This window comes from Pseudomonas thermotolerans DSM 14292, assembly GCF_000364625.1.
Lineage (GTDB): Bacteria > Pseudomonadota > Gammaproteobacteria > Pseudomonadales > Pseudomonadaceae > Aquipseudomonas > Aquipseudomonas thermotolerans.
Map to the genome: position 1 here is coordinate 107,224 of NZ_KB822603.1, position 22,181 is coordinate 129,404.

A 22,181-nucleotide genomic window follows, 5' to 3' on the forward strand; every position below is an offset into this window, starting at 1 on the left:
GACTGCCTTGACTCTAGCCGCAACTCGACAATTAATCTAATGCAACTTTTTCCCACATTTGATGCATATAACGCATGAGCGACCTGCGCCAGCTCCGCCACTTCCTCGCCATCGCCGAACACGGCCACTTCGCCCGTGCCGCCGAAGCCGTGAACCTCACCCAGCCGGCGCTGAGCCGCAGCCTGCAGGCGCTGGAGGCCAGCCTCGGCTGCAAGCTGGTGGATCGGCACAGCCGCGGCATCAGCCTGACCGCCCACGGCCGGCTGGTGCAGGAACATGCACGGCGCCTGCTCGCCAGCAACCGCGCGCTGCGCAACGCGGTGGCCCAGCTGGGCAATCTGGAAATGGGCGAGCTGCGTATGGGCGCCGGCCCCTACCCGGCCGCGCGCCTGGTGCCGCGCGGCATCGGCCGGCTGGCCAGCGAACACCCGCGGATTCGCATCGAACTGGACATCAGCGACTGGCGCAGCCTGCGCCAGCGCCTGCTGGACGAGCATCTGGAGCTGTTCGTGGCCGACGTCCGCGAGCTGAAGGGCGATCCGCTGCTCGCCGTCGAACCGCTCTACCCCTACCCCGGCGTGCTGTTCTGCCGCCCGGGGCACCCGATCCTCGCGCGACAGCCGCTGCTCGGCCGCGACCTGGCCAGCCTAGCCTTCGCCGGCACCCAATTACCGGAAGTGGTGGAACATTCGATCAGCCAGCTCAGTGGCCGGGAGCGTCCGCTGAGCATCCGCTGCGACAACTTCATGGTGCTCAAGGCGCTGGTGGCCGAGAGCGACGTGATCAGCCTGGCGCCCTGGGACGTGATCGCCGAGGAAGTGGGCGCGGGCCGGCTGGCGGTGGTCCAGGTGGCGGACGCACCGCCGCAATATGCCGCCTACGGGCTGGTCAGCCGTGCCGGGCACAGCCTGTCACCCGCCGCGCAGGCCCTGGTGCAGGCGCTGCGCGAGGAAGACCAGCAGTTCAACCAGGCCGTCCACTGGCCGGCCTGGCTGGTCGATCAGCGACAGTAGGCGTCCAGCGCCAGGCCGAGACGCTGCTTGATCTTGCAGCGCGCCTGATAGGCCAGATAGCTGTCGTAGTCGCCGAAGGGCAGCGAGTCGTCGCGGAAGTTGACACTGATGCGCCCCTGCGACGAAGCCCAGTTCGGGAGCGCCAGGTTGATCACCCGGTTGGCATCGCGGCTGCGCGCTGGGCTGCCACTTCGACCGCCCCTTCTTCCGCCGCGCTCCGGTCTTTCTCGGCCACGTGCTGTTGTTCAGCCTGCTGACCATGCTCGTCGCTGCCGTCCTGGCCATCGCGCTCGGCTGGCTGGCCGGCGCGGACCGCAGCGCCCTGATGCTCGGCATGATGCCCGGCGGCATCACCGAGCTGTGCCTGACCGCCGAAGCCCTGCGACTCCCGGTGGCCCTGGTCACCGCCGTGCAGGTCCTGCGCCTGTTCCTGGTGATGTTCCTCGCCGAACCGCTGTTCCGTCTCTGGCAGTACCTTTCCCCCGTCCGGGAATAGCGGACCACGCCTTACTCGACAGTGCCGTCGGATTCACTCAAGCTCGGGATACGGGCGCAAGGCGCCCGGCAACCACTCAACAGGACTAGAGCACGACACAATGATTGGTTATGTGACGATCGGCACCCGCGACATGGACAAGGCCAAGGCGTTCTACGGCGAACTGCTCGCCCTACTCGACGCCCGCCTGGTGATGGACATGGGCCGTCTGGCTCTCTACGGCAACGGCGCCGGCAAGCCGATGCTAGGCGTCTGCCTGCCCTACGACGGCCAGCCGGCCACGGCGGGCAACGGCACCATGGTGGCCCTGGCTGCCGCCTCCACCGAGCAGGTCGACGCCCTGTACGCCAAGGCCCTGGAGCTGGGCGGCAGCGACGAGGGCACCCCCGGCTATCGCCTGCCCACATTCTACGGCGCCTATGTGCGCGACCTGGACGGCAACAAGCTGGCCTTCTTCAAAATGACCTGAGGCCGCCCGCCTGCCGCGAAGCGGCGCGGCAGGCAGCCCCGGCGTGGCGAAACGCCATGCGCCTCGAAACGCCGATGCCAGCCCTCAGGCCGGCTGGCCGGTCGGTTCTCTCTGCACCAGCGCGCCGGGGTCCTCCGGCAAACGCCAGTCGATCGGCTCCATGCCGTGCTGGACAAGGTATTTGTTGGTCCGGCCGAAATGACCGTTGCCGATGTAGCCGCGATGCGCGGACAGCGGCGAGGGGTGCGGCGAACGCAGGATCAGATGCTTGGCGGGATCGATCAGGCGCTGCTTGCTCTGCGCGTGGGAGCCCCAGAGCAGGAACACCAGGTGCGGGCGACGCTCGCTGACCACCTCGATCACTCGGTCTGTGAACTGCTGCCAGCCGATCCCGGAATGCGAGCCGGCACGTCCGCGCTCCACGGTCAGCGAGGTATTGAGCAGCAGCACGCCCTGCTCCGCCCAGTGCTGCAGACAGCCGTGGGGCGGCGGGTCGATGTTCAGGTCGCGCTTGAGCTCCTTGTAGATGTTCTGCAGCGACGGCGGTAGCGGCACCCCGGGCTGCACCGAGAAGCACAGGCCATGGGCCTGGCCGGGGCCGTGATAGGGGTCCTGGCCGATGATCACCACCTTGACCCGCTCCAGCGGCGTGGAATTCAGCGCGTTGAAAATCAGCGGCCCCGGCGGGTAGATGACCTTGCCGGCGGCCTTCTCACGCAGCAGAAAGGCGCGCAGCTCCTGCATGTAGGGCTTGGCGAACTCGTCGCGCAGGGCTTCCTTCCAGCCCGGCTCGAGCTTGATGCGGTCTTCGCTAGTGCTCATGGCAGCTCCACGGGGATGTCGCCGGCACCCTAGAAAGGCTGGCCGGGAATGTCAATTCGCCGGAGCCCGGCGTTCCGCCGGGCGCCGCGCGCCGGCCACCAGCTTGTCGACCACCTTGGCGGCAGCGGTCATGCCGAAGCTGGCGGTGACCATCATCACCGCGCCGAAGCCGCCGGCGCAGTCGAGCTTCACTCCCTCGCCGACGAAGCCCTTGGCCTGGCAGACACTGCCGTCCGGCTTGGGATAGCGCAGCTGCTCGGTGGAGAACACGCAGGGCACCCCGTAGGTACGCCCCGGGGTGCGCGAGAAGCCGTAGTCGCGGCGCAGCAGCGAGCGCACTTTGGCGACCAGGGGGTCGTTGAAGGTCTTGTTGAGGTCGGCGATGCGGATCTGCGTGGGGTCGATCTGCCCGCCGGCGCCGCCAGTGGTGACGATCTGGATCTTGCGCCGCTTGCACCAGGCGATCAGCGCGGTCTTGGCGGTGACACTGTCGATGCAGTCGATCACCGCGTCGAGCTGCTCGGTGATGTACTTGGCCATGGTGTCGCGGGTCACGAAGTCGGCCACCGCATGCACCCGGCAGGCCGGGTTGATGGCACGGATGCGCTCGGCCATCACCTCCACCTTGGGGCGCCCGACGGCGCCGTCCAGGGCGTGGATCTGCCGGTTGGTGTTGGTGATGCAGACGTCGTCCAGGTCGAACAGGGAGATCTCGCCGACCCCGCTGCGCGCCAGCGCCTCGGCAGCCCAGGAACCCACTCCACCGATGCCGACCACGGCGACATGCGCGGCGGCCAGACGCTCCAGGCCCTCACGGCCGTAGAGGCGGGTGATGCCGCCGAAGCGCTGTTCGTCGATCTGCATGGAAGGGCTCCCTGTCTGGCCGATGGGCGCGCATTATAAGAGCTTGCGGGTGAGGGGGCGAACCGACCAGGCCACTGGAGGTGGGCATGTACGACTTCACCATCCACAGCCCCGCCCGGCCGCACTTCGGCGCCGGGCCGACCTGGGCCTGGAAGGCTGCCAGCGCACCCTCCTCAATGCCCTGTGACGCCCAGAGGAAGGCGGCTCTCCGCCGCGCGGCGTACGCACCGTCCAGCGGAAAAAGCGAACTTCCCGGAGCCTTTGCCTGACCAATGGCCAGGACCTATACAGGCACCGGGGGCGGGAGTAGCATGGCGACGCCGGTCAGCGTCCGCTGGCCTCTCCCCTTCCGCTGTACGCATCCACATCCGAGCCTCCATGCCCTCGCGAAAATTCGGACTCAATCTCGTAGTCTTCGTCGCGGTCGCCGCCCTGTTCACCGGCCTTTGGGCGCTGATCAACCGCCCGGTGAGCGCCCCCGACTGGCCGGAACAGATCTCCGGCTTCTCCTTCTCGCCGTTCCGACTCGGCCAGAACCCGCAGAAGAACCAGTACCCCAGCGAGGCGCAGATCCTCGAGGACCTGGAGCTGGTCAGCCGGCAAACCGAGAGCATCCGCACCTACTCGGTGGAAGGCAGCCTGGCGGAGATCCCGCGCCTAGCCGAGGAACTCGGCCTGCGGGTGACCCTGGGCATCTGGATCAGCCCCGACCAGGCGCGCAACGAGCGGGAGATCGCCAAGGCCATCGAGATCGCCAACACCACCCGCAGCGTGGTGCGCGTGGTGGTCGGCAACGAGGCGCTGTTCCGCCGCGAGATCAGCGTCGAGCAGTTGATCCACTACCTAGACCGGGTGCGCAGCGCAGTCAAGGTGCCGGTGACCACCTCCGAACAATGGCACATCTGGCAGGAACACCCGGAACTGGCCGACCACGTCGACCTGATCGCCGCCCACGTGCTGCCCTACTGGGAGTTCGTGCCCATGGAAGAGGCCACCCAGTTCGTCCTCGATCGCGCCCGCGACCTGCGCAGGCAGTTCCCCAAGAAGCCGCTGCTGCTCTCCGAGGTGGGCTGGCCGAGCAACGGGCGCATGCGCGGCGGCGCCGAGGCCTCCCAGGCCGACCAGGCCATCTACCTGCGCACCCTGCTCCACGAGCTGAACGCCAAGGGCTACAGCTACTTCGTCATCGAGGCCTTCGACCAGCCCTGGAAGGCCGCCGAGGAAGGTTCGGTGGGCGCCTACTGGGGCGTCTACAACGCCGAACGGCAGCCGAAGTTCGCCTTCGAGGGGCCGATCGTCGCCATCCCGCAGTGGCGCCTGCTCGCCGTACTCTCGGTGGTCCTCGGCCTGCTGTCGCTGACCCTGCTGCTGATCGACAGCAGCTCGCTGCGCCAGCACGGCCGCACCTTCCTGTCCTTCGTGGCCTTCGCCGGCGGTTCGGCGCTGGTGTGGATCGCCTACGACTACAGCCAGCAGTACAGCACCTGGTTCAGCCTGACCGTCGGCGTGCTGCTCGGCTTCGGCGCCCTCGGCGTGTTCATCGTGCTGCTCACCGAGGCCCACGAGTGGGCCGAGACGGTCTGGGTGCGCAAGCGCCGCCGGCTGTTCCTGCCGGTACTGGCGGACGAGGCGTACCGGCCCAAGGTATCGATCCACGTGCCCTGCTACAACGAACCGCCGGAGATGTTGAAGCAGACCCTCGATGCCCTGGCCAACCTGGACTATCCGGACTACGAAGTCCTGATCATCGACAACAACACCAAGGACCCGGCGGTCTGGGAGCCGGTGCGCGACTACTGCGAAAAGCTCGGCCCGCGCTTCCGTTTCTTCCACGTCGCGCCGCTGGCCGGCTTCAAGGGCGGCGCGCTGAACTACATCCTGCCGCACACCGCGCCGGACGCCGAGGTGGTGGCGGTGATCGACTCCGACTACTGCGTCGAGCCAAACTGGCTGAAGTGCATGGTGCCGCACTTCGCCGACCCGAAGATCGCCGTGGTGCAGTCGCCGCAGGACTACCGCGACGGCGAGCAAAGCACCTTCAAGAAGCTCTGCTACGCCGAATACAAGGGCTTCTTCCACATCGGCATGGTGACCCGCAACGACCGCAACGCGATCATCCAGCACGGCACCATGACCATGATCCGCCGCAGCGTGATGGACCAGCTGAAATGGGCCGACTGGACCATCTGTGAGGACGCCGAGCTAGGCCTGCGGGTGTTCGAACAGGGCTACCAGGCCGCCTACGCCCGCCAGAGCTTCGGCCGCGGGCTGATGCCGGACACCTTCATCGACTACAAGAAGCAGCGCTTCCGCTGGGCCTACGGCGCCATCCAGATCATGAAGGGCCACGCCAGGAGCCTGTTCCTCGGCAAGGGCTCCCAGCTCACCCTCGGCCAGCGCTACCACTTCATCGCCGGCTGGTTGCCGTGGATCGCCGACGGTCTGAACGTCTTCTTCACCATTGGCGCGCTGCTCTGGTCGGCGGCGATGATCATCGTCCCGCAGCGCGTCGACCCGCCGCTGATGATCTTCGCCATCCCGCCCCTGGCGCTGTTCTTCTTCAAGTTCGGCAAGATCATGTACCTATACCGCAAGGCGGTGGGCGTCGACCTCAAGCGCTCGTTCCAGGCCGCGATCGCCGGCCTGGCGCTCTCCCACACCATCGCCAAAGCGGTGATCTACGGCGCCTTCACCCGGACCATCCCGTTCTTCCGCACGCCGAAGATGGCCAGCAGCAGCGGCCTGCTGGTGGCCCTGGCGGAAGCCCGCGAGGAGGTGTTCATCATGCTCCTGCTGTGGGGAGCGGCGCTGGGCATCGGCATCGTCCAGGGCTTCCCCAGCAACGACGTGAAGTTCTGGGTCGCCACCCTGCTGGTGCAGTCCCTGCCCTACCTGGCGGCGCTGGTCATGGCCCTGCTGTCGTCCATGCCCCAGGCCCAGGAAGCGCCCCAGGGCGACGAAGTGCCGGTCTGAGGGCCGGCCACGCGGTCGAGAGAGGCTCGCGCCAGCTCGGACGCGCCGGAGCGGCCGTTTTCCTTTAAGATTGGCCGCCTTCCCCGACCTGCTCTTGCGGAACCCACTCCATGCCCAGCCTCTCCCCTACCCTTGAACTCGCCTGCGACCTGATTCGCCGCCCCTCGGTCACCCCGCTGGACGAAGGCTGCCAGGAGCTGATGATGCGCCGCCTGGCCGCGGCGGGCTTCCGCGTCGAACCGATGCGCATCGAGGAGGTGGACAACTTCTGGGCGGTTCGCGGCAGCGAAGGCCCGGTGCTGTGCTTCGCCGGGCATACCGACGTGGTGCCCACCGGCCCCCACTCGGCCTGGCAGCACGCGCCCTTCGAGGCCCGCATCGACGAAGAGGGCATGCTCTGCGGCCGCGGCGCGGCGGACATGAAGGGCAGCCTGGCGGCCATGGTGGTCGCCGTCGAGCGCTTCGTCGCCGCGCACCCGAACCACAAGGGCTCCATCGCCTTCCTGATCACCAGCGACGAGGAAGGCCCGGCCCAGCACGGCACCAAGGCGGTGGTCGAACGCCTGCGCGCCCGCGGCGAACGCCTCGACTGGTGCATCGTCGGCGAGCCCTCGAGCACCACGCTGCTCGGCGACATGGTGAAGAACGGCCGGCGCGGCTCCCTCGGCGGTACCCTCACCGTGCGCGGCAAGCAGGGGCACGTGGCCTACCCGCATCTGGCCAGGAACCCCATCCACCTGGCAGCCCCGGCACTGGCCGAGCTGGCCGCCGAGCACTGGGACGCCGGCAACGAGTTCTTCCCGCCGAGCAGCTTCCAGATCTCCAACCTCAACGCCGGCACCGGCGCCACCAACGTGATCCCCGGCGAGCTGGTGGCGGTGTTCAACTTCCGCTTCTCCACTGAATCCACGGTGGAGGGCTTGCAGCGCCGGGTCGCCGAAATCCTCGACCGCCACGGCCTGGACTACCAGCTGGACTGGGCGCTTTCCGGCCTGCCCTTCCTCACCGAACCGGGCGAGCTGCTCGATGCGGTGAGCGCCAGCATCCGCGCGGTGACCGGCCGCGAGACCACCCCCTCGACCAGCGGCGGCACCTCGGACGGCCGCTTCATCGCCACCCTGGGCACCCAGGTGGTGGAGCTGGGCCCGGTCAACGCCACCATCCACCAGGTCAACGAGCGGGTGCTGGCCAGCGACCTCGACCTCCTGACCGACATCTACCAGCAAACCCTGGAACGGTTGCTCGCCTGATGCTCATCTGCCCGCTCTGCCACCAGCCGCTGACGGCACTCGACAACGGCGTCGCCTGCCCGGCCAACCACCGCTTCGACCGCGCCCGCCAGGGTTACCTCAACCTGCTGCCGGTACAACACAAGAAGAGCCGCGATCCGGGCGACAACCAGGCCATGGTGGAGGCGCGCCGGCGCTTCCTGGAGGCCGGCCACTACGCCCCCATCGCCGAGCGCCTGGCCGCGCTGGCCGCCGTGCGGGCGCCGCAGCGCTGGCTGGACATCGGTTGCGGCGAGGGCTACTACACGGCGCGGCTCGCCCAGGCATTGCCGAGCGCCGAGGGCTGCGCCCTGGACATCTCCCGCGAGGCGGTCAAACGCGCCTGCCGGCGTGCCCCGCAGCTGACCTGGCTGGTCGCCAGCATGGCGCGCATCCCGCTTGCCGACGCCAGCTGCCAGTTGCTCGCCAGCGTGTTCAGCCCGCAGGACTGGGCCGAGGCGGTGCGTCTGCTGACCCCGGGCGGCGGCGTGCTGCGCGTCGGCCCGACCCGCCACCACCTGCTGGAGCTGCGCGAACGGCTATACGACGAAGTGCGCCCCTACGACGACGAGAAGCACCTGGCCAGGCTGCCCGCCGGCATCCGCCTGGCCCACAGCGAAACCCTGGAGTTCCGCCTGAACCTGGACAGCCCCGAGGCCCGTGCCGACCTGCTGGCCATGACCCCGCACGGCTGGCGGGCCAGCGCCGAGCGCCGTGCCGCGGTGATCGAACGGACATTAGAGGTCAGCGTGTCGGTGCGCTACGATTGGCTGCAACTCGACTGAAAGCACCCGCCCCACTACGAGCATTGCCGGGACGCCTGGTCCCGCGACAGGAAAATAGCCGCCATGCGCCAACCGGATATCGAGATCTACCTCAAGGACGCCGACCGCGACGAAGTGATCCGCTGGCTGACCCAGATCCTCGGCCCCTGCACGGAATGGCGCCAGCAGGGCCAGACCTTCAAGTGCGAGATCGACAGCGCCGCCGGGCTCATCCCGCTAACCTGGGTGCCCAGGGCGGTGGGCAGCTGGCACAGCCTGTTCCTCGACAGCCCCGACACCCCCTGGGCCGACGACCTGGCCTGCGCCCGCGCGGCCCACGCGGCGCTCGGCGTGGAGATCCGCTGCGCCCCCGGCGGCTGGCAGGAAGAGGAAGGCGAGGAGGATGCCGACCGCTGGATCAAGGTCAGCGCCACCGGCGAGGAAGAGATCATCTGGCGCACCCACTGAGCCTTCCGGCGCCCCAAAACAAAAGGCCCGCCATGCTGGCGGGCCTTTTGCGTTAAGGACCTTCAGGCGCGTGCGACGTCTTCCGCCTGCGGTCCCTTCTGGCCGTCAATCACGGAAAACTCGACACGCTCGCCTTCGTTCAGGGTCCGGTGACCTTCGCCGCGGATGGCACGGTAGTGGACGAACACGTCGGCGCCGCTCTCCCGCTGAATGAAGCCGTAGCCTTTGGCGTCATTGAACCATTTGACGGTCCCAATCTCACGATCAGCCATTACAACTCTCTCCAACTCGCATTTTATTATTGCCCTTCGCAGGGTATCGACGGCTCGGGGAAGCGCTCGACCGACCTCAGACCATGCTGAATCGCGTAGCGTTCTCAGGAACCCGCGAGCCTGGAGTGTATAAAGCCAGTCTAAAACTGCAAAGGACTTTTTCAGAAAAGCTTGTAATAGCCTGCAAATGCCCTCCCTTCCGGGTCACTGCTTCTTCGCCAGCGCCTCCTTCAGGGCCACGGCCAGCGCTCGGTACTGGTACTGCTCGATGCGGTAGGCCCAGTCGGCTCTGCCGGGCAGTTGCTCCGCCTCCAGCTTGTCGCGCTCGGCGAGGGTCATCCAGTATTGCTCGCCCTGCTGGTAGAGCGCTCCCTTCAGGCGGCCGCCGGCGAAGGTCTGCACCTCGTAGTCGAGCAGCGGCTCCTTGAACTTCACCTGATCCAGCGGCGCCGCATCGGCGAAGTCGAGGTGGCCAAACAGCGAGGCCATGCCGTTGGCCGCCGCTTCGTAGGGCAGTTTGGCGTCGGCTGGCAGCTGCCTGACCTTGAAGTTGGGCTCCTCGGCTTTGTCGCGGAACACAGTGAAGGTCTCGCCCTTGCGCAGACGCACCTCCACCTGGCGGATGGCGTCGAAGGGAATCGCCGCAACCCGGCGGTCCAGCCAGTGCAGCTCGCCCTGCGGCAGGTCCACGGCCTTGTCGATCAGCCAGGCCTGATCGTCATCGGCGAGGCGCACGTACTGGCCGGAACCCTGCTGGGCGGACTTGCCGACCAGCACGTCGATGAGCTTCTGCGCGGGCAGCTCGAGCCGGACCTTGGTGGCCTGCTGCTCGCCTTCGGCGGCCAGGCCGAGCTGGCCATGCAGTTGCGGGTTGCGGGTCTTGGCCTCGACCTTGCGCGCCTCCACCAAGGCACGCAGCAGCGTGCCGACCGCGCCCGGATCTGCCGGATAGTCGGCCTTGGCCGGCACCACCCAGGCCTGTTCGCGGCGTACCAGACGGACCTTCGGCTGGCCGGGCGCGGTCACTTCGATGGCAGCGACCTCGGCGACCCGTCCCTGCAGGTCCGGCAGCAGCACCTCGCGTTCCGGGCTTGCCGGCTGCGGACGTTGCAGCCAGAAATAGGCGCCGCCCAGCAACAGGATCAGCAGCGCCAGCAACGACAGCGATTTGCGTCCCATCCTTCCTCCTTAAGACTTACGGCTAGCGGAGCCAGTCCCACTCAGGCCCGTCGGCGCCGGCGCCACAGCCCCAAGGCCAGCGCGCCCACGGTCAGCAGCACAGGCACCAGCACTATGTTGGCAAGTTTCAGGGTTCGGCCCAGCGCCTCGATGTCGGCATTGAGCTGGTAGCGCACCTCTCGCAGCTCCTTGCGCAGCTTGAGGCGTTCGAGAATGAACTGCTGCACCGCAGCCTGCTGCTCGGGAGTGAGCTCCTGGACCTTGCTGGGGTCCTGCTGACGCTGCAGCTCGGCGAGCTTCTGCTCGGTCTCGCTGAGGCGCGCCTGAAGGGCCTCCTCCTTCTCGCGGAACTTCATCTCGGCGTTGCGCTGAATCTCCTCGACTACGCTGAACGGCCGGCTGAAGCGGCCGCGCGAGCGCACGCTGATCAGCGCGTCGGAGCCGGACAGGTTGTCCAGGGCGTTGATCGCGAAGCTGCCGTTGTCCGCCCAGGGCTGCGGAATGCGCTGGCCGAACAGCTCCTGCACCTGCACCCACATGCGGTCGGCGAGCAGGTCGGTGTCGGCGACCACGATCACGTTGATGTTGGCGGCTTCCTTGAGGCCGTCCTTCTGGCCCTCGATGCCGTCCGGGTAGGCGCTCTGCGCCGGACCGCTGATCCGTGCGGCCACCGTGTAGCGCTCGCCGGTAGGCTGCAGCTCGCGGATCAGCGGTTCGGGGTTGTCCAGCACCGCGAAGCGCGAGGCGTCGTAGGGCATGGCGTACTCGGAGCTCTGGATCAGCGGAGTGAAGCTGGTCTTGGCGCCTTCCACCTGCTCGAGGATGCCGGCGGTGGCCAGGGTGATGCTTTCCAGGCCGGCGGTGCTCACGTCGCTCTGGTCGAGGGCCTGGCGCGGCATGTTCAGCCAGGCTACGTGACGCACCGGACGCTGGCCCTGGCCGGTGGTCACCGCCATGGCGTAGGCGCCGTCGCCGAGCACCTTGCCAGGCACCAGGCGCAGGCCCCAGGCCTTGAACAGCGGCGCCAGGTCGGAGGCCCGGTCGTTGCCCTCGCCCGGCAGGCCGAAGGAGTGGTCGGACTCGCTGAACGGGTCGACGAAGGCCAGCAGCTTGCCGCCGCGCAGGACGAACTGGTCGATGGCGTAGAGGGTCTGCTCGGGGAGGTTCTTCGGATGCACCAGGAGCAGCACCGAGACCTTGTCGGGGATGCGGTCGACGTTACTCTGCAGGCTCTCCACCTTGAACTGCTGACGCAGGTCCTCCATCACCATCCAGGCCGGGGTCGGCTGCTGACGGGCCATGTCGAAGCCGCCGTTGATCTGCAGTCCGGACATCACCCCGACCACTGGCAGCTCCGGCTTGGCCAGACTCTGCACCAGACGGCTCAGCTCGTACTCGAGGAACTCCTCCTGGTCGAGCGGGAAGAAGGGGATCACCTGGGTGACGTCGACGCTGTTGGTACCGGCCAGACCGAAGTACACCTGGTCACCGCTCTGGTTGAGCGGAATCGCCTGCAGACCGAACTCGGCGGCGCGGTCCTCATCCTCCGAGAAGGGCTCGGGGTCGATGATCTGCAGGCGGATCTTGCCGTCCGCCTCGCGAGCATAGGTCTTCAGCATCTCCTCCACGCGCTTGGCGTAGTTGCGCAGGCGCACCACGTCGCGGGTGGCCTTGTCGGAGTAGAAGAAGTACAGGTTGATCGGCTCGTCCAGCTCGCTGAGGATCTGCTTGGTACCGTCCGAGATGGTGTAGAGCTTCTGGTCGGTCAGGTCCAGGCGCGCATCGGTGAGCACCAGGCCGGAAAACATGTTGAACGCGAGAAACGCCAGGGCGATCAGCAGCAGCCCGACGCTGGAATACATCAACTTCTTCATGCGGGCCTCTCCTCAGTCGGCTTTCTTCAGGTCGACCACCACCGCGGTGGCAGCCAGCCAGGCGGCGATCAGGCTGACGAAGTAGAGCAGGTCGCGCAGGTCGATCACGCCCTTGCTGATGGCATCGAAGCGGGTCAGGAAGCTCAGCGAAGCGACCGCGTCAAGCAGCCACTGCGGCGCCCAGGACAGCGCGTCGAGGACCATGGGGAAGCCGCTGACGATGAACAGGAAGCACATGCTCACCGCGAGGATGAAGGCGATCACCTGATTCTTGGCCAGCGCCGACATGCAGGAGCCGATGGCCAGGTAGGAGCCGGCCAGCAGCCAGCTGCCGAAGTAGCCGGTGGCGATGGCGCCGTTGTCCGGCTCGCCCAGGTAGTTGACGGTGAGCACCATGGGGAATGTCAGCAGCAGGGCCAGGCCGGCGAACGCCCAGGCGGCGAGGAACTTGCCGAGCACCGCCTCGGCACGGGTCACCGGCAGGGTCATCAGCAGCTCGATGGAGCCCGACTTGCGCTCCTCGGCCCACAGGCGCATGGCGATGGCCGGGACCAGGAACAGGTACAGCCAGGGGTGGAAGTTGAAGAACGGCGCCAGGTCAGCCTGGTTGCTCTCGTAGAGTCCCCCCAGGTAGAAGGTGAACACTCCGGAGAGCACCAGGAAGATCAGGATGAACACGTAGGCGAGCGGCGTGGCGAAGTAGCTCGCCAGTTCGCGTCTGAAAATCACCGGCAACTGCGTCATACCATCTCCCCCCGGGTCAGGCTGCGGAACACCTCGTCGAGGCGGCCGCGTTCCACGTTCAGCTCCTTCACCTGCCAGCCGCGCTCGGCGATCAGCCCGTTGACCTGCGGGAAGATCACCTGGCCGGGCTCGGCCAGCACGGTCAGGCTGTGTTCGCGCTCGTTGACCTCCACGCCCGCCACCCCGGGCAGCGCGCGCAACGCCTCCTGGTCCAGCGCCTCGCTGCCCACCAAGGTCACCGCCTGGTGGTAGCGCGAGCGGCTCTCCAGCTCCAGCGGGGTGCCGTCGGCCAGCAGGCGGCCCTGGGCGATCACCACCGCGCGGGTGCACACGGCGCTGACCTCCTCGAGGATATGGGTGGAAACGATGACGATCTTGTCGCGGGCGAGACTCTGGATCAGCCCGCGCACCTGGTGCTTCTGGTTGGGATCGAGGCCGTCGGTGGGCTCGTCGAGGATTAGCACCTGGGGATCGTGGAGGATCGCCTGAGCCAGACCGACGCGGCGCTTGAAGCCCTTGGACAGGGTCTCGATGGACTGGCCGAGCACCTTGCCGAGCTCCAGCTGCTCCACCGCCCGCTCGACCCGCTGCTTCTTCTCGGCACGCCGGAAGCCGCGGATCTCGGCGATGAACTCGAGGAATCCGCGCACCGTCATGTCCGCGTAGCAGGGCGCGCCCTCCGGCAGATAGCCGATCTGCCGCTGCGCCTCGAGCGTCTGGGTCTGGATGTCGAAGCCGAGGATGCTGGCGGTTCCCGAGGTGGGAGCGAGGAATCCGGTGAGCATTTTCATGGTGGTGGACTTGCCGGCGCCGTTCGGGCCGAGGAAGCCCAGCACCTCCCCTGCCTGGACCCGGAAGGACAGATTGTCCACCGCGGTGTGCTGAGCGAATCGCTTGGTCAGATTTCTTATCTCGATCATGGTCTCTCACCATCCCGATGAAAAACCCATCTCGCCATCCGCGCACACGGCAAAGATGGGCCATGAAATGCCGGCGGACTATAAGAAGTCTCCAACAGGCTTAGCAAGACCCTGATTCCAAGGAAGTTTCCTGTTCGCAGGGCATGAAAAAGGGCGTGCCGGCCACCCGGAACGCCCTCTTCGCAGCGGCGGCGGATCAGCCGTTCAGCCGCGCCACAATGCGCGCCTGGAGGGCCTCCAGCTCGGCCGCCTCGGCCTTGCCGGCGGCATGGATGCCCAGTCCCTCGCCGGCGTAGCGGGGAATGATGTGCATGTGGATGTGGAACACCGTCTGCCCGGCCGGGGCGCCGTTGAACTGCGCCACCTGCACGCCGTCCGGCTGCAGCTCGTCCACCAGCACCCGGGTCAGCTTCTGCACCGTGAGGATCATCTTGCTCAGGCTGTCAGCGTCGATTTCCAGCAGGTTACGGGCCTGGGCCTTCTTGGGGATCACCAGGGTGTGGCCGCGGGACTGCGGGAACAGGTCGAGGAAGGCGAGCACGTCGTCGTCCTCGTACAGCTTGTAGCAGGGCGCGTCGCCCCGAATGATCTGGGCAAAGATGTTCTGCGGATCGTATTCGCCGTACAGGCTCATGGGAGGTCTTCCGTACCAGGGTTCGAAAGTGCCAACCATACCGGCTTCCGGTCGCGGGGAAAACGCTACGAGCGTAGGAGCGCCGCGCCGGCACCGGCCATGGACGCATGGACGTCACTGCAGGGCACCGAGGCATGGCCGGGCTGGCCGGCGACGGGCGTGGCCCGCTATCTTGTGCGCTTCGTCCGTCCGTCTTCGGGAGTTCACATGCCGGATCTGTCCGCCTTCCCCATCACCCGCAAATGGCCCGCCACCCACCCCGAGCGCCTGCAGCTGTATTCTCTGCCCACCCCCAACGGGGTCAAGGTGTCCATCATGCTCGAGGAAACCGGCCTGCCCTACGAGGCCCACCTGGTCAGCTTCGAGCGCAACGAGCAGCTGTCGCCGGAGTTCCTGTCCCTGAATCCGAACAACAAGATCCCGGCGATCCTCGACCCCAACGGCCCGAACGGCCAGCCGCTGGCGCTGTTCGAGTCCGGCGCCATCCTCATCTACCTGGCGGAGAAGACCGGGCAGTTGCTGGCCAGGGAGCCGGCGACTCGCTTTCAGACCCTGCAGTGGCTGATGTTCCAGATGGGCGGCATCGGCCCGATGTTCGGCCAGCTCGGCTTCTTCCACAAGTTCGCCGGCCGCGACTACGAGGACAAGCGCCCTCGCGACCGCTACGTCCAGGAGTCCGCACGCCTGCTCGGGGTGCTCGACCGCCACCTGGAAGGCCGGCGGTGGATCATGGGCGATGACTACAGCATCGCCGACATCGCCACCTTTCCCTGGGTGCGCAACCTGGTGGGCTTCTACGAGGCCGGCGAGTTGGTGGGCTTCGAACGCTTCGCCAACGTGCGGCGAGTGCTCGAAGCCTTCCTAGCGCGCCCCGCGGTGCAGCGCGGCCTGAACATTCCCAAGCGCGACTGAAGCGCCACCGCGCAGGCTACTTGAAGCGCTTGACGGCCTCCAGCCAGGCCGGATCCAGGCGCTTCTGCTCGGGATCCAGGCCGCGGGCCTCCATGGCCTCGCGGTGGCCATCGATCTCCCGGACCAGTTGGCTCAGCTCGGAGAGGTTGCCGTCCAGCTGGTGCATCTGGGTCAGCCCCAGATGATAGAAGCGCAACAGCTTCATGGCCTCGGCATCGCCGGCGGCCACCCCGGCCTTGACCTGGTGCATCTGGTTGGTGACGCGCATCAGGCTGCGCTTGAGGCGCCAACCGTAGACCGCCGGGGCCATCCACGGCTGTGACCAGAGGCTGATGCGCACCACCGCCACGGTGAGCGCCAGGCCTACCAGCACTCCCCCCAGGTTCCAGAGCAGGTTGTCGCCGCCCGGGGTGCCGAACAGCTGCACGGCGCAGGTGGCGCAGAGCATGCCGAGAACCAGGAAGATGGCGGTGACCAGCAGGGCGATGCGCCGGGTCTGCTCACGGTAGCGCTCGGGGCTCATGGGTTGGATTTCGAACATGCCTATCCTCGACTGCTGACGAAGAACCTAAGGGGATTCAGGGCTCCACCAGGGCCCACTGCTTGGCCAGGCGCTTGTCGGAAACCGGCAGGCGAGTGCCCAGCTGCTGGGCGAACAACGACACCCGGTATTCCTCCAGCATCCAGCGGTAGAGGGTCAGGTTGGGGTCGCGCTTGCCCTCCTGCTGGTGCTTCTTCAGGCGCGCCTGGTACTGCTCCCAGTAGCCGGCCAGTTCGCCGCTCCATACCCGGTCACGCTGCAGCTGGGCGCCGACCTTGTCGAGGCGCTGCTCGATGGCCTTCAGGTAGCGCGGGTATTCCTTCAGCCATTGTGCCGGCGTCTCGCGCACGAACCCCGGGTAGACGAGGTTGCCCAGCTGCGCCTTGATGTCGTTGAGCGCCACCGCCTGGGCCAGGTCGATGCGTCCCTTGAAGCGCTTCTGCAAGGCATGCCAGTGCTTGAGGATCTCCAGCACCAGACGCGCCAGGCGCTCGGCATGGGCGGCCCAGTCGCCGCGCTTGCGCTCGGCCAGGCTGGCCAGGGCGGCGCCATCGCGGGGCAGCGTCTTCTCTCCCTCGAGGATGCAGGCATCCAGGCTGGCCAGCAGTATGTCTTCCACCAGGGCCTCGACACGCCCCATGTCACGGTACAGCAGGCCCAGCTCGGTGAGCCCCGGCAGCTTGCCGCGCAGGTACTTGGCCTGCTCGGCGAGCTGTTGCAGGAGCAGGCGCTGCAGGGCGCGGCGGTGCTGGAAGTCGGCCTCGGCCTGGGTCGGGAAACGGCCTTCCTTGACCACCCCGCCCTCCTCCACCAGGGCCGGGAACACCGTCATGGACAGCCCGGCGATCTTTTGCTGGGCCTTTTCCGCCACCTGGGCGAAGTCCCGGGCGGCCACCGGCTGCTGCTCCCCGGCCTGCTGGGGAATGGCCAGGGCCGCCTGGCTGGCCTCGGCGAAGCGCGCGGTCAGCTCGGCCAGGTCGCGGCCTTCGCCGAGGAACTTGCCGCGGGCGTCCACCACCTCGATGTTCATCCGCAGATGCTCGTCCAGTTCGGCTTCCGCCTCGGCCCAGGCCTCCTCGGGCACCCGCACCCCGGTCATGCGCAGCAGCTCGCGACCCAGCGCCTCGCTGAGGCGGCCCTCGCCGAAGGGAATCCTCTCGAGGGCGGCGGCGACGAAGTCGGGCACCGGCACGAAGTTCTTGCGGATCGCCTTGGGCAGGTTGCGCACCAGGGCCACGCACTTAGCCTCGATCAGCCCGGGCACCAGCCACTGCAGACGCTCCACTGGCAGCTGCGGCAGCAGGGGGGCCGGTACCCGCAGGGTGACCCCATCGCGCGGGTGGTTCGGTTCGAAGTGGTAGGACAACGGCAGCTGCAGCTCGCCGAGGACCAGGCTGTCCGGATACTGGGCGGCGGTGACCTCGCGGGCCTCGCGGGCCAGCACGTCCTCCTCGCGCATGATCAGCAGCTGCGGATCCTTCGCAGTCTCGCGCTTGTACCAATTCTCGAAGGTCGCGGTCTGGTAGATGTCCGCCGGCAGGCGTGCGTCGTAGAAGGCGAACAGGGTTTCCTCGTCGGCGAGAATGTCGCGGCGGCGCGCCTTGGCCTCCAGCTCGTCGAGGCGCTCCAGCAGCTGACGGTTGGCGACCAGGCAGCGCGCGCGACTGTTGATCTCGCCGCGCACCAGGCCCTCGCGGATGAACAGCTCGCGGGCGACGACCGGGTCGTGGGGGCCGTAGTGCACGGCGCGGCGGCCGACGATGATCAGCCCGTAGAGGCTAACCTGCTCGTAGGCCACCACCTGACCGCGCTTCTTCTCCCAGTGCGGCTCCAGGTAGTTCTTCTTCACCAGATGGCCGGCCAGGGGTTCCAGCCAGTCCGGCTCGATCCTCGCCACCATGCGGGCGAACAGCTTGGTGGTCTCCACCAGTTCGGCGGCCATCACCCAGTTGGGCTTCTTGCGGCCGATGCTCGAGCCCGGGTGGATCCAGAAGCGCCGCTGGCGGGCGCCCAGATAGTCGCCCTCCTCGCTCTTCTGGCCGATCTGGCTGAGCAGGCCGGCAAGGATCGCCTTGTGCACCGCGGCGTAGTTGCGCGCGCGCTGCGCCGCCTCGCCGGCCTCGGCCTGCTGGCGGGCGATGGCGTTGACCCGGCCATCCGTAGTCGGTGCCGGCGGCGCGGCCTTCTTGCCGGCGGGCGCCGGGGCGGTCTTGTCGCCCTGCCCGGCGCGAGGCTCGCCGCCCAGTTTGAGTTCACGGGCGATCAGCACCAGTTGGCGGTGGGCGTCGCGCCACTCGCGCAGGCGCAGGTAGTTGAGGAAGTTCTTTCGGCACCAGCTGCGCAGGGCGTTGGACCCCAGGGCCTGACGCTGCGCCTCGAAGCCGTGCCAGAGGTTGATCAGCGCGGCGAAGTCGGAGTCCGGGTCCTTCCACTGCGCGTGGGCCTGGTCGGCGGCCTGCTGGCGCTCCAGCGGGCGCTCTCGCGGGTCCTGCACGGACAGCGCGCTGGCGACGATCAACACCTCCTCCAGACTGCCCAGCTTGGCGCCTTCGAGGATCATCCGGCCGAGCCGCGGGTCGATGGGCAGACGCGCCAGCTGGCGGCCCAGCGGGGTGAGCTGGCCCTCGCGATTGACCGCGGAGAGCTCCTGCAGGAGGTTGAAGCCGTCGCTGATCGCCTTGCCGTCCGGCGGCTCGATGAAGGGGAACTCCTGGATGCTGCCGAGACGCAGGTGGAGCATCTGCAGGATCACCGCCGCCAGGTTGGTACGCAGGATCTCCGGATCGGTGAACTGCGGGCGGCCGAGGAAGTCCTCCTCGCTGTACAGGCGGATGCAGATGCCCGGCTCGACGCGCCCGCAGCGACCCTTGCGCTGGTTGGCGCTGGCCTGGGAGATGGCCTCGATAGGCAGGCGCTGGACCTTGGCGCGGTAGCTGTAGCGGCTGATGCGCGCGGTACCAGAGTCGATCACGTAGCGGATGCCCGGCACGGTCAGCGAGGTCTCGGCGACGTTGGTGGCAAGGACGATCTTGCGCCCAGGCATGGGCTGGAAGATCTTCTGCTGCTCGGCCGGGGTCAGCCGGGCATACAGCGGCAGCACCTCGGTGTGGCGCAGGTTGGCCTTGCGCAGCACCTCGGCGCAGTCACGGATCTCCCGCTCGCCGGGGAGGAACACCAGCACGTCGCCGGGGCGCTTGCCCTCGGCGCGCTCGTGGGCAGCGATCTCCTCCAGCGCGGCGAGGATGCCCTGGTCGACGCTCAGGTCGTCCATCAGCGGCTCGCCGTTCTCGTCCAGCTCGGCGGCCAGCGGCCGGTACCAGACCTCCACCGGGTAGGTGCGTCCGGACACCTCGACGATGGGCGCATCGTCGAAATGCTTGGAAAAGCGCTCCAGGTCGATGGTCGCCGAGGTGATGATCAGCTTGAGGTCGGGGCGGCGCGGCAGCAGGGTCTTCAGGTAGCCGAGCAGGAAATCGATGTTCAGGCTGCGCTCGTGGGCCTCGTCGACGATGATGGTGTCGTAGCGCTCGAGGAAGCGGTCGTGCTGGGTCTCGGCGAGCAGGATGCCGTCGGTCATCAGTTTGATCAGGGTGCCGTCGTGGCTCTGGTCCTCGAAGCGCACCTGGTAGCCGACCAGTTCGCCGAGCGGCGAACCCAGCTCCTCGGCGACCCGCGTGGCCACGCTGCGCGCCGCCAGCCGGCGCGGCTGAGTGTGGCCGATCATGCCGTGACGGCCGCGGCCCAGCTCCAGGCAGATCTTCGGCAACTGGGTGGTCTTGCCCGAACCGGTCTCGCCGGCCACCACCACCACCTGATGCTTCTCCAGCGCCGCCTTGATCTCGTCGCGCTTGGCGGCGATCGGCAGGGCCTCGTCGTAACGGATCGCCGGGACGCTCTGGCGGCGCGCCTCGACCTTGGCGCAGGACGCCTGGAAACGTTCCAGCCATTGCCCCAGGCGCGCCTCGTCGGGCTGCTTGCGCAGCTCGTGGAGCTGGCGGCGCAGGCGATGGCGATCGGCGATCAGGGCGCGGTCGAGGTTCTTCAACAGGGCGTCGATATCGGTCATTGCGCATGCGGCTGGACGAAAAAAGGGGGGCGATTGTCGCAGATTCGGCCCGGCGATGGGACGCCAGAGCGCCGCAGCAGCCGCAGATCGGCGAAAATCACATTAAAGATCCTGGCGTCGCGACCGCTATAGAAGGCAGAGCTCGCGGCACGGTTGATACTGATCAACGGGCCGCCTCATCGTCGCGGCAGAATATGGCCTGCTGCCATTACCGAGAGTACACATCAGCGTTATGGGCACCTGGATCCGCAATCTTTCCCTCAAGTACAAGTTCTGGGCCGTCAACCTGGTGGCCTTCACCACCACCCTGCTGCTCGTGCTCTATGCCATGCTGCTGGAGCAGGACGGGCGCATCGAGGATGCCCGCGCGGCCGCCAGAGCACACGCAGAGCTGCTGGCCTCCTGGAACCAGGCAACCCTGCCGGCGCAGGCGGATGTACTGAACCTGTCCGTCGGCCGCCCGGCCCTGCCGGCCAGCCAGGCCGCTGCCCTCGTCCGCGCCCGCGGCTGGGTGGAGCTGGAGAACGAGCGGGTGTGGGGCGCGCGGCCGCTGGTCGGCGCCTGGGTGGGCGACACCGCTGCCGGCCAGAAAGTCGCCGTGCTGGCCCACGCCCCGAGCCTCTGGGAGATATTCCAGGAGCGCGCCGGCGCCTACGCGCTGGCCGTATTCGTGCTGATGCTGGCCCTGCTGGCCGCCTCGCAGCTGCTGATCCGCTTCATCCTCACCAACCTCAACCACCTCAAGGACACCATGCTGCACGCCGAACGCAGCGGCGACCTGTCGGCCCGCGCCCGAGTCAGCAGCCAGGACGAGGTGGGCCAGATGGCCGGCGCCTTCAACGCCATGCAGACCGGCTACCAGCGGATCGTCGGCATCGTCGCCCAGGCCGCCGCCCATCTCGACGAAGGCGCCAAGCGCCTGGCCGCCGGCATGGACCAGGTGCGTGGCGGCATGCTCGGCCAGCAGAGCGAGACCGACCAGACCGCCACGGCGATCAACGAGATGTCCGCCACCGTGCACCACATCGCCCAGCACGCCGCCGACACCCGCGACCAATCCACCGAGGCCGAGCGCCTGTGCGGCGTCGGCGTGGACGTGGCGCAGCGCGCCGGCAACGCCATCGCCGGGCTGTCCACCGGCGTTCAGCAGACCGCCGAGATGATCCAGCAGTTGGCCGAGGACAGCCGGATGATCGGCAGCATGGTCGAGGTGATCCACGGCATCGCCGAGCAGACCAACCTGCTGGCCCTCAACGCGGCCATCGAGGCCGCCCGAGCCGGCGAGATGGGCCGTGGCTTCGCGGTAGTGGCCGACGAGGTACGCAACCTCGCCAAGCGCGTGCAGACCTCCACCGACGAGATCACCCAGGTGATCGGCAAGCTGCAGTCCGGCACCCGCGATGCGGTGGAGTTCATGCAGGAGAGCTCGCTGAAGGCCGACCAGTGCGTGCAGGAGGCCAATGCGGTCGGCGAGGCGCTGGCGACCATCGCCCAGGCGGTCTCGGCGATGCGCCAGAGCAACGTGCAGATCGCCGTGGCCGCCGAGCAGCAGAGCCAGGTGGCCGAGGAGATGACCCGCTCGGTGGTGGGCATCCGCGACGTCACCGAGCAGACCGTGCAGCAGACCCTGGAATCCGCCTCCACCAGCGCCGAGCTGGTCAAGCTGGCCGAGGAACTGCGCACCGCCATCGGCAAGCTCAGGCTCTGATTCCATCTGCCGCTGTCGCGGTCCTTCCGGAAACCTTTCCCCAGGTAGCCGGAAAGACCGCACCACCACTTCAGGGAACCGCGAACAGGCTCTAAGCGCTTGATTTGAGTAGCCTTACGCTTTGCGGTTAAATAGCCCGGTGCCGCACGGCTGCTGTTCGCCCTACGGTGCCGGGCCTGACGCCGCGCAGTCCG

19 protein-coding genes and 1 pseudogene are annotated in these 22,181 nt (G+C 67.7%); 9 read left to right on the plus strand and 11 right to left on the minus strand.

Annotation, left to right across the window (positions count from 1 at the left end; genetic code table 11):
- Positions 1-74: 74 nt before the first annotated feature.
- Positions 75-1,013, plus strand: a complete 939-nt coding sequence (locus tag H165_RS0105635; RefSeq protein ID WP_017937933.1) for a LysR family transcriptional regulator — start codon at positions 75-77, stop codon at positions 1,011-1,013.
- Here the strand turns inward: H165_RS0105635 and H165_RS19575 are convergent.
- Positions 1,001-1,168, minus strand: coding sequence for a hypothetical protein (locus tag H165_RS19575; protein WP_017937934.1), 168 nt, complete (start codon positions 1,166-1,168; stop codon positions 1,001-1,003). The genes H165_RS0105635 and H165_RS19575 overlap by 13 nt on opposite strands.
- 5 nt (positions 1,169-1,173) lie before the next feature.
- On the opposite strand from H165_RS19575, the pseudogene H165_RS0105645 reads away from it, so the two are divergent.
- Both H165_RS0105645 and H165_RS0105650 read left to right on the plus strand, forming a co-directional pair.
- Positions 1,174-1,509 (plus strand): annotated as a pseudogene (locus H165_RS0105645) (AbrB family transcriptional regulator); the annotation flags it as partial.
- Positions 1,510-1,609: 100 nt separating this feature from the next.
- Entirely contained in the window at positions 1,610-1,978 is a 369-nt protein-coding gene (locus H165_RS0105650) for a VOC family protein (protein ID WP_017937936.1), read from the plus strand.
- Positions 1,979-2,062: 84 nt separating this feature from the next.
- Here H165_RS0105650 and ung read toward each other — a convergent pair whose 3' ends face one another.
- Together ung and tcdA are read right to left on the minus strand one after the other, a co-directional pair.
- Entirely contained in the window at positions 2,063-2,800 is a 738-nt protein-coding gene (gene ung / locus H165_RS0105655) for a uracil-DNA glycosylase (protein ID WP_017937937.1), read from the minus strand.
- 51 nt (positions 2,801-2,851) lie between these two features.
- Complete coding sequence (gene tcdA, locus H165_RS0105660; protein WP_017937938.1) at positions 2,852-3,664, minus strand: tRNA cyclic N6-threonylcarbamoyladenosine(37) synthase TcdA; 813 nt, start codon at positions 3,662-3,664, stop codon at positions 2,852-2,854.
- A 378-nt stretch (positions 3,665-4,042) separates the two neighbouring features.
- Between tcdA and H165_RS0105665 the strand changes: the two genes are divergently transcribed.
- From H165_RS0105665 to H165_RS0105680, 4 genes are all read left to right on the plus strand, one after another.
- Positions 4,043-6,637 (plus strand): glycosyltransferase, encoded by a 2,595-nt coding sequence (locus tag H165_RS0105665; RefSeq protein ID WP_017937940.1) that lies wholly within the window; start codon positions 4,043-4,045, stop codon positions 6,635-6,637.
- Positions 6,638-6,747: 110 nt separating this feature from the next.
- Positions 6,748-7,887, plus strand: a complete 1,140-nt coding sequence (dapE, locus tag H165_RS0105670; RefSeq protein WP_017937941.1) for a succinyl-diaminopimelate desuccinylase — start codon at positions 6,748-6,750, stop codon at positions 7,885-7,887.
- Positions 7,887-8,690, plus strand: coding sequence for a putative RNA methyltransferase (locus H165_RS0105675; RefSeq protein ID WP_017937942.1), 804 nt, complete (start codon positions 7,887-7,889; stop codon positions 8,688-8,690). The genes dapE and H165_RS0105675 overlap by 1 nt, the downstream gene beginning before the upstream one ends.
- Before the next feature lie 63 nt (positions 8,691-8,753).
- The gene (locus tag H165_RS0105680) at positions 8,754-9,137 is read left to right on the plus strand and encodes a hypothetical protein (RefSeq protein WP_017937943.1); all 384 of its coding nucleotides are present in this window, start codon (positions 8,754-8,756) and stop codon (positions 9,135-9,137) included.
- Between the two features lie 62 nt (positions 9,138-9,199).
- Here the strand turns inward: H165_RS0105680 and H165_RS0105685 are convergent, their stop codons facing one another.
- From H165_RS0105685 to H165_RS0105710, 6 genes are all read right to left on the minus strand, one after another.
- Entirely contained in the window at positions 9,200-9,409 is a 210-nt protein-coding gene (locus H165_RS0105685; RefSeq protein WP_017937944.1) for a cold shock domain-containing protein, read from the minus strand.
- A 204-nt stretch (positions 9,410-9,613) separates the two neighbouring features.
- On the minus strand, positions 9,614-10,588 hold the full coding sequence (locus tag H165_RS0105690; RefSeq protein WP_017937945.1) for a DUF4340 domain-containing protein: 975 nt from the start codon (positions 10,586-10,588) through the stop codon (positions 9,614-9,616).
- 41 nt (positions 10,589-10,629) lie between these two features.
- A complete protein-coding gene (locus H165_RS0105695; protein ID WP_017937946.1) occupies positions 10,630-12,462 on the minus strand; it encodes a GldG family protein in 1,833 nt (610 codons plus the stop codon).
- A gap of 12 nt (positions 12,463-12,474) precedes the next feature.
- On the minus strand, positions 12,475-13,206 hold the full coding sequence (locus H165_RS0105700; protein ID WP_017937947.1) for an ABC transporter permease subunit: 732 nt from the start codon (positions 13,204-13,206) through the stop codon (positions 12,475-12,477).
- On the minus strand, positions 13,203-14,126 hold the full coding sequence (locus H165_RS0105705) for an ABC transporter ATP-binding protein (protein ID WP_017937948.1): 924 nt from the start codon (positions 14,124-14,126) through the stop codon (positions 13,203-13,205). Before H165_RS0105705 ends, H165_RS0105700 begins: the two co-directional genes overlap by 4 nt.
- Positions 14,127-14,322: 196 nt before the next feature.
- Positions 14,323-14,760 (minus strand): HIT family protein, encoded by a 438-nt coding sequence (locus H165_RS0105710; protein ID WP_017937949.1) that lies wholly within the window; start codon positions 14,758-14,760, stop codon positions 14,323-14,325.
- Between the two features lie 207 nt (positions 14,761-14,967).
- Here H165_RS0105710 and H165_RS0105715 point away from each other — a divergent pair, with 207 nt between their 5' ends.
- Positions 14,968-15,672 (plus strand): glutathione S-transferase N-terminal domain-containing protein, encoded by a 705-nt coding sequence (locus H165_RS0105715; protein WP_017937950.1) that lies wholly within the window; start codon positions 14,968-14,970, stop codon positions 15,670-15,672.
- Positions 15,673-15,688: 16 nt separating this feature from the next.
- On the opposite strand, the gene H165_RS0105720 is transcribed toward H165_RS0105715, so the two are convergent.
- Positions 15,689-16,213 carry a DUF3087 domain-containing protein gene (locus tag H165_RS0105720; protein WP_017937951.1) on the minus strand — a complete coding sequence of 175 codons (525 nt, stop codon included), beginning with the start codon at positions 16,211-16,213 and terminating at the stop codon, positions 15,689-15,691.
- Between the two features lie 37 nt (positions 16,214-16,250).
- Positions 16,251-20,279 carry an ATP-dependent RNA helicase HrpA gene (hrpA, locus tag H165_RS0105725; protein ID WP_017937952.1) on the minus strand — a complete coding sequence of 1,343 codons (4,029 nt, stop codon included), beginning with the start codon at positions 20,277-20,279 and terminating at the stop codon, positions 16,251-16,253.
- Positions 20,280-20,511: 232 nt separating this feature from the next.
- Between hrpA and H165_RS0105730 the strand changes: the two genes are divergently transcribed.
- The gene (locus tag H165_RS0105730; RefSeq protein ID WP_017937953.1) at positions 20,512-21,987 is read left to right on the plus strand and encodes a methyl-accepting chemotaxis protein; all 1,476 of its coding nucleotides are present in this window, start codon (positions 20,512-20,514) and stop codon (positions 21,985-21,987) included.
- The last annotated feature ends 194 nt before the right edge of the window (positions 21,988-22,181 follow it).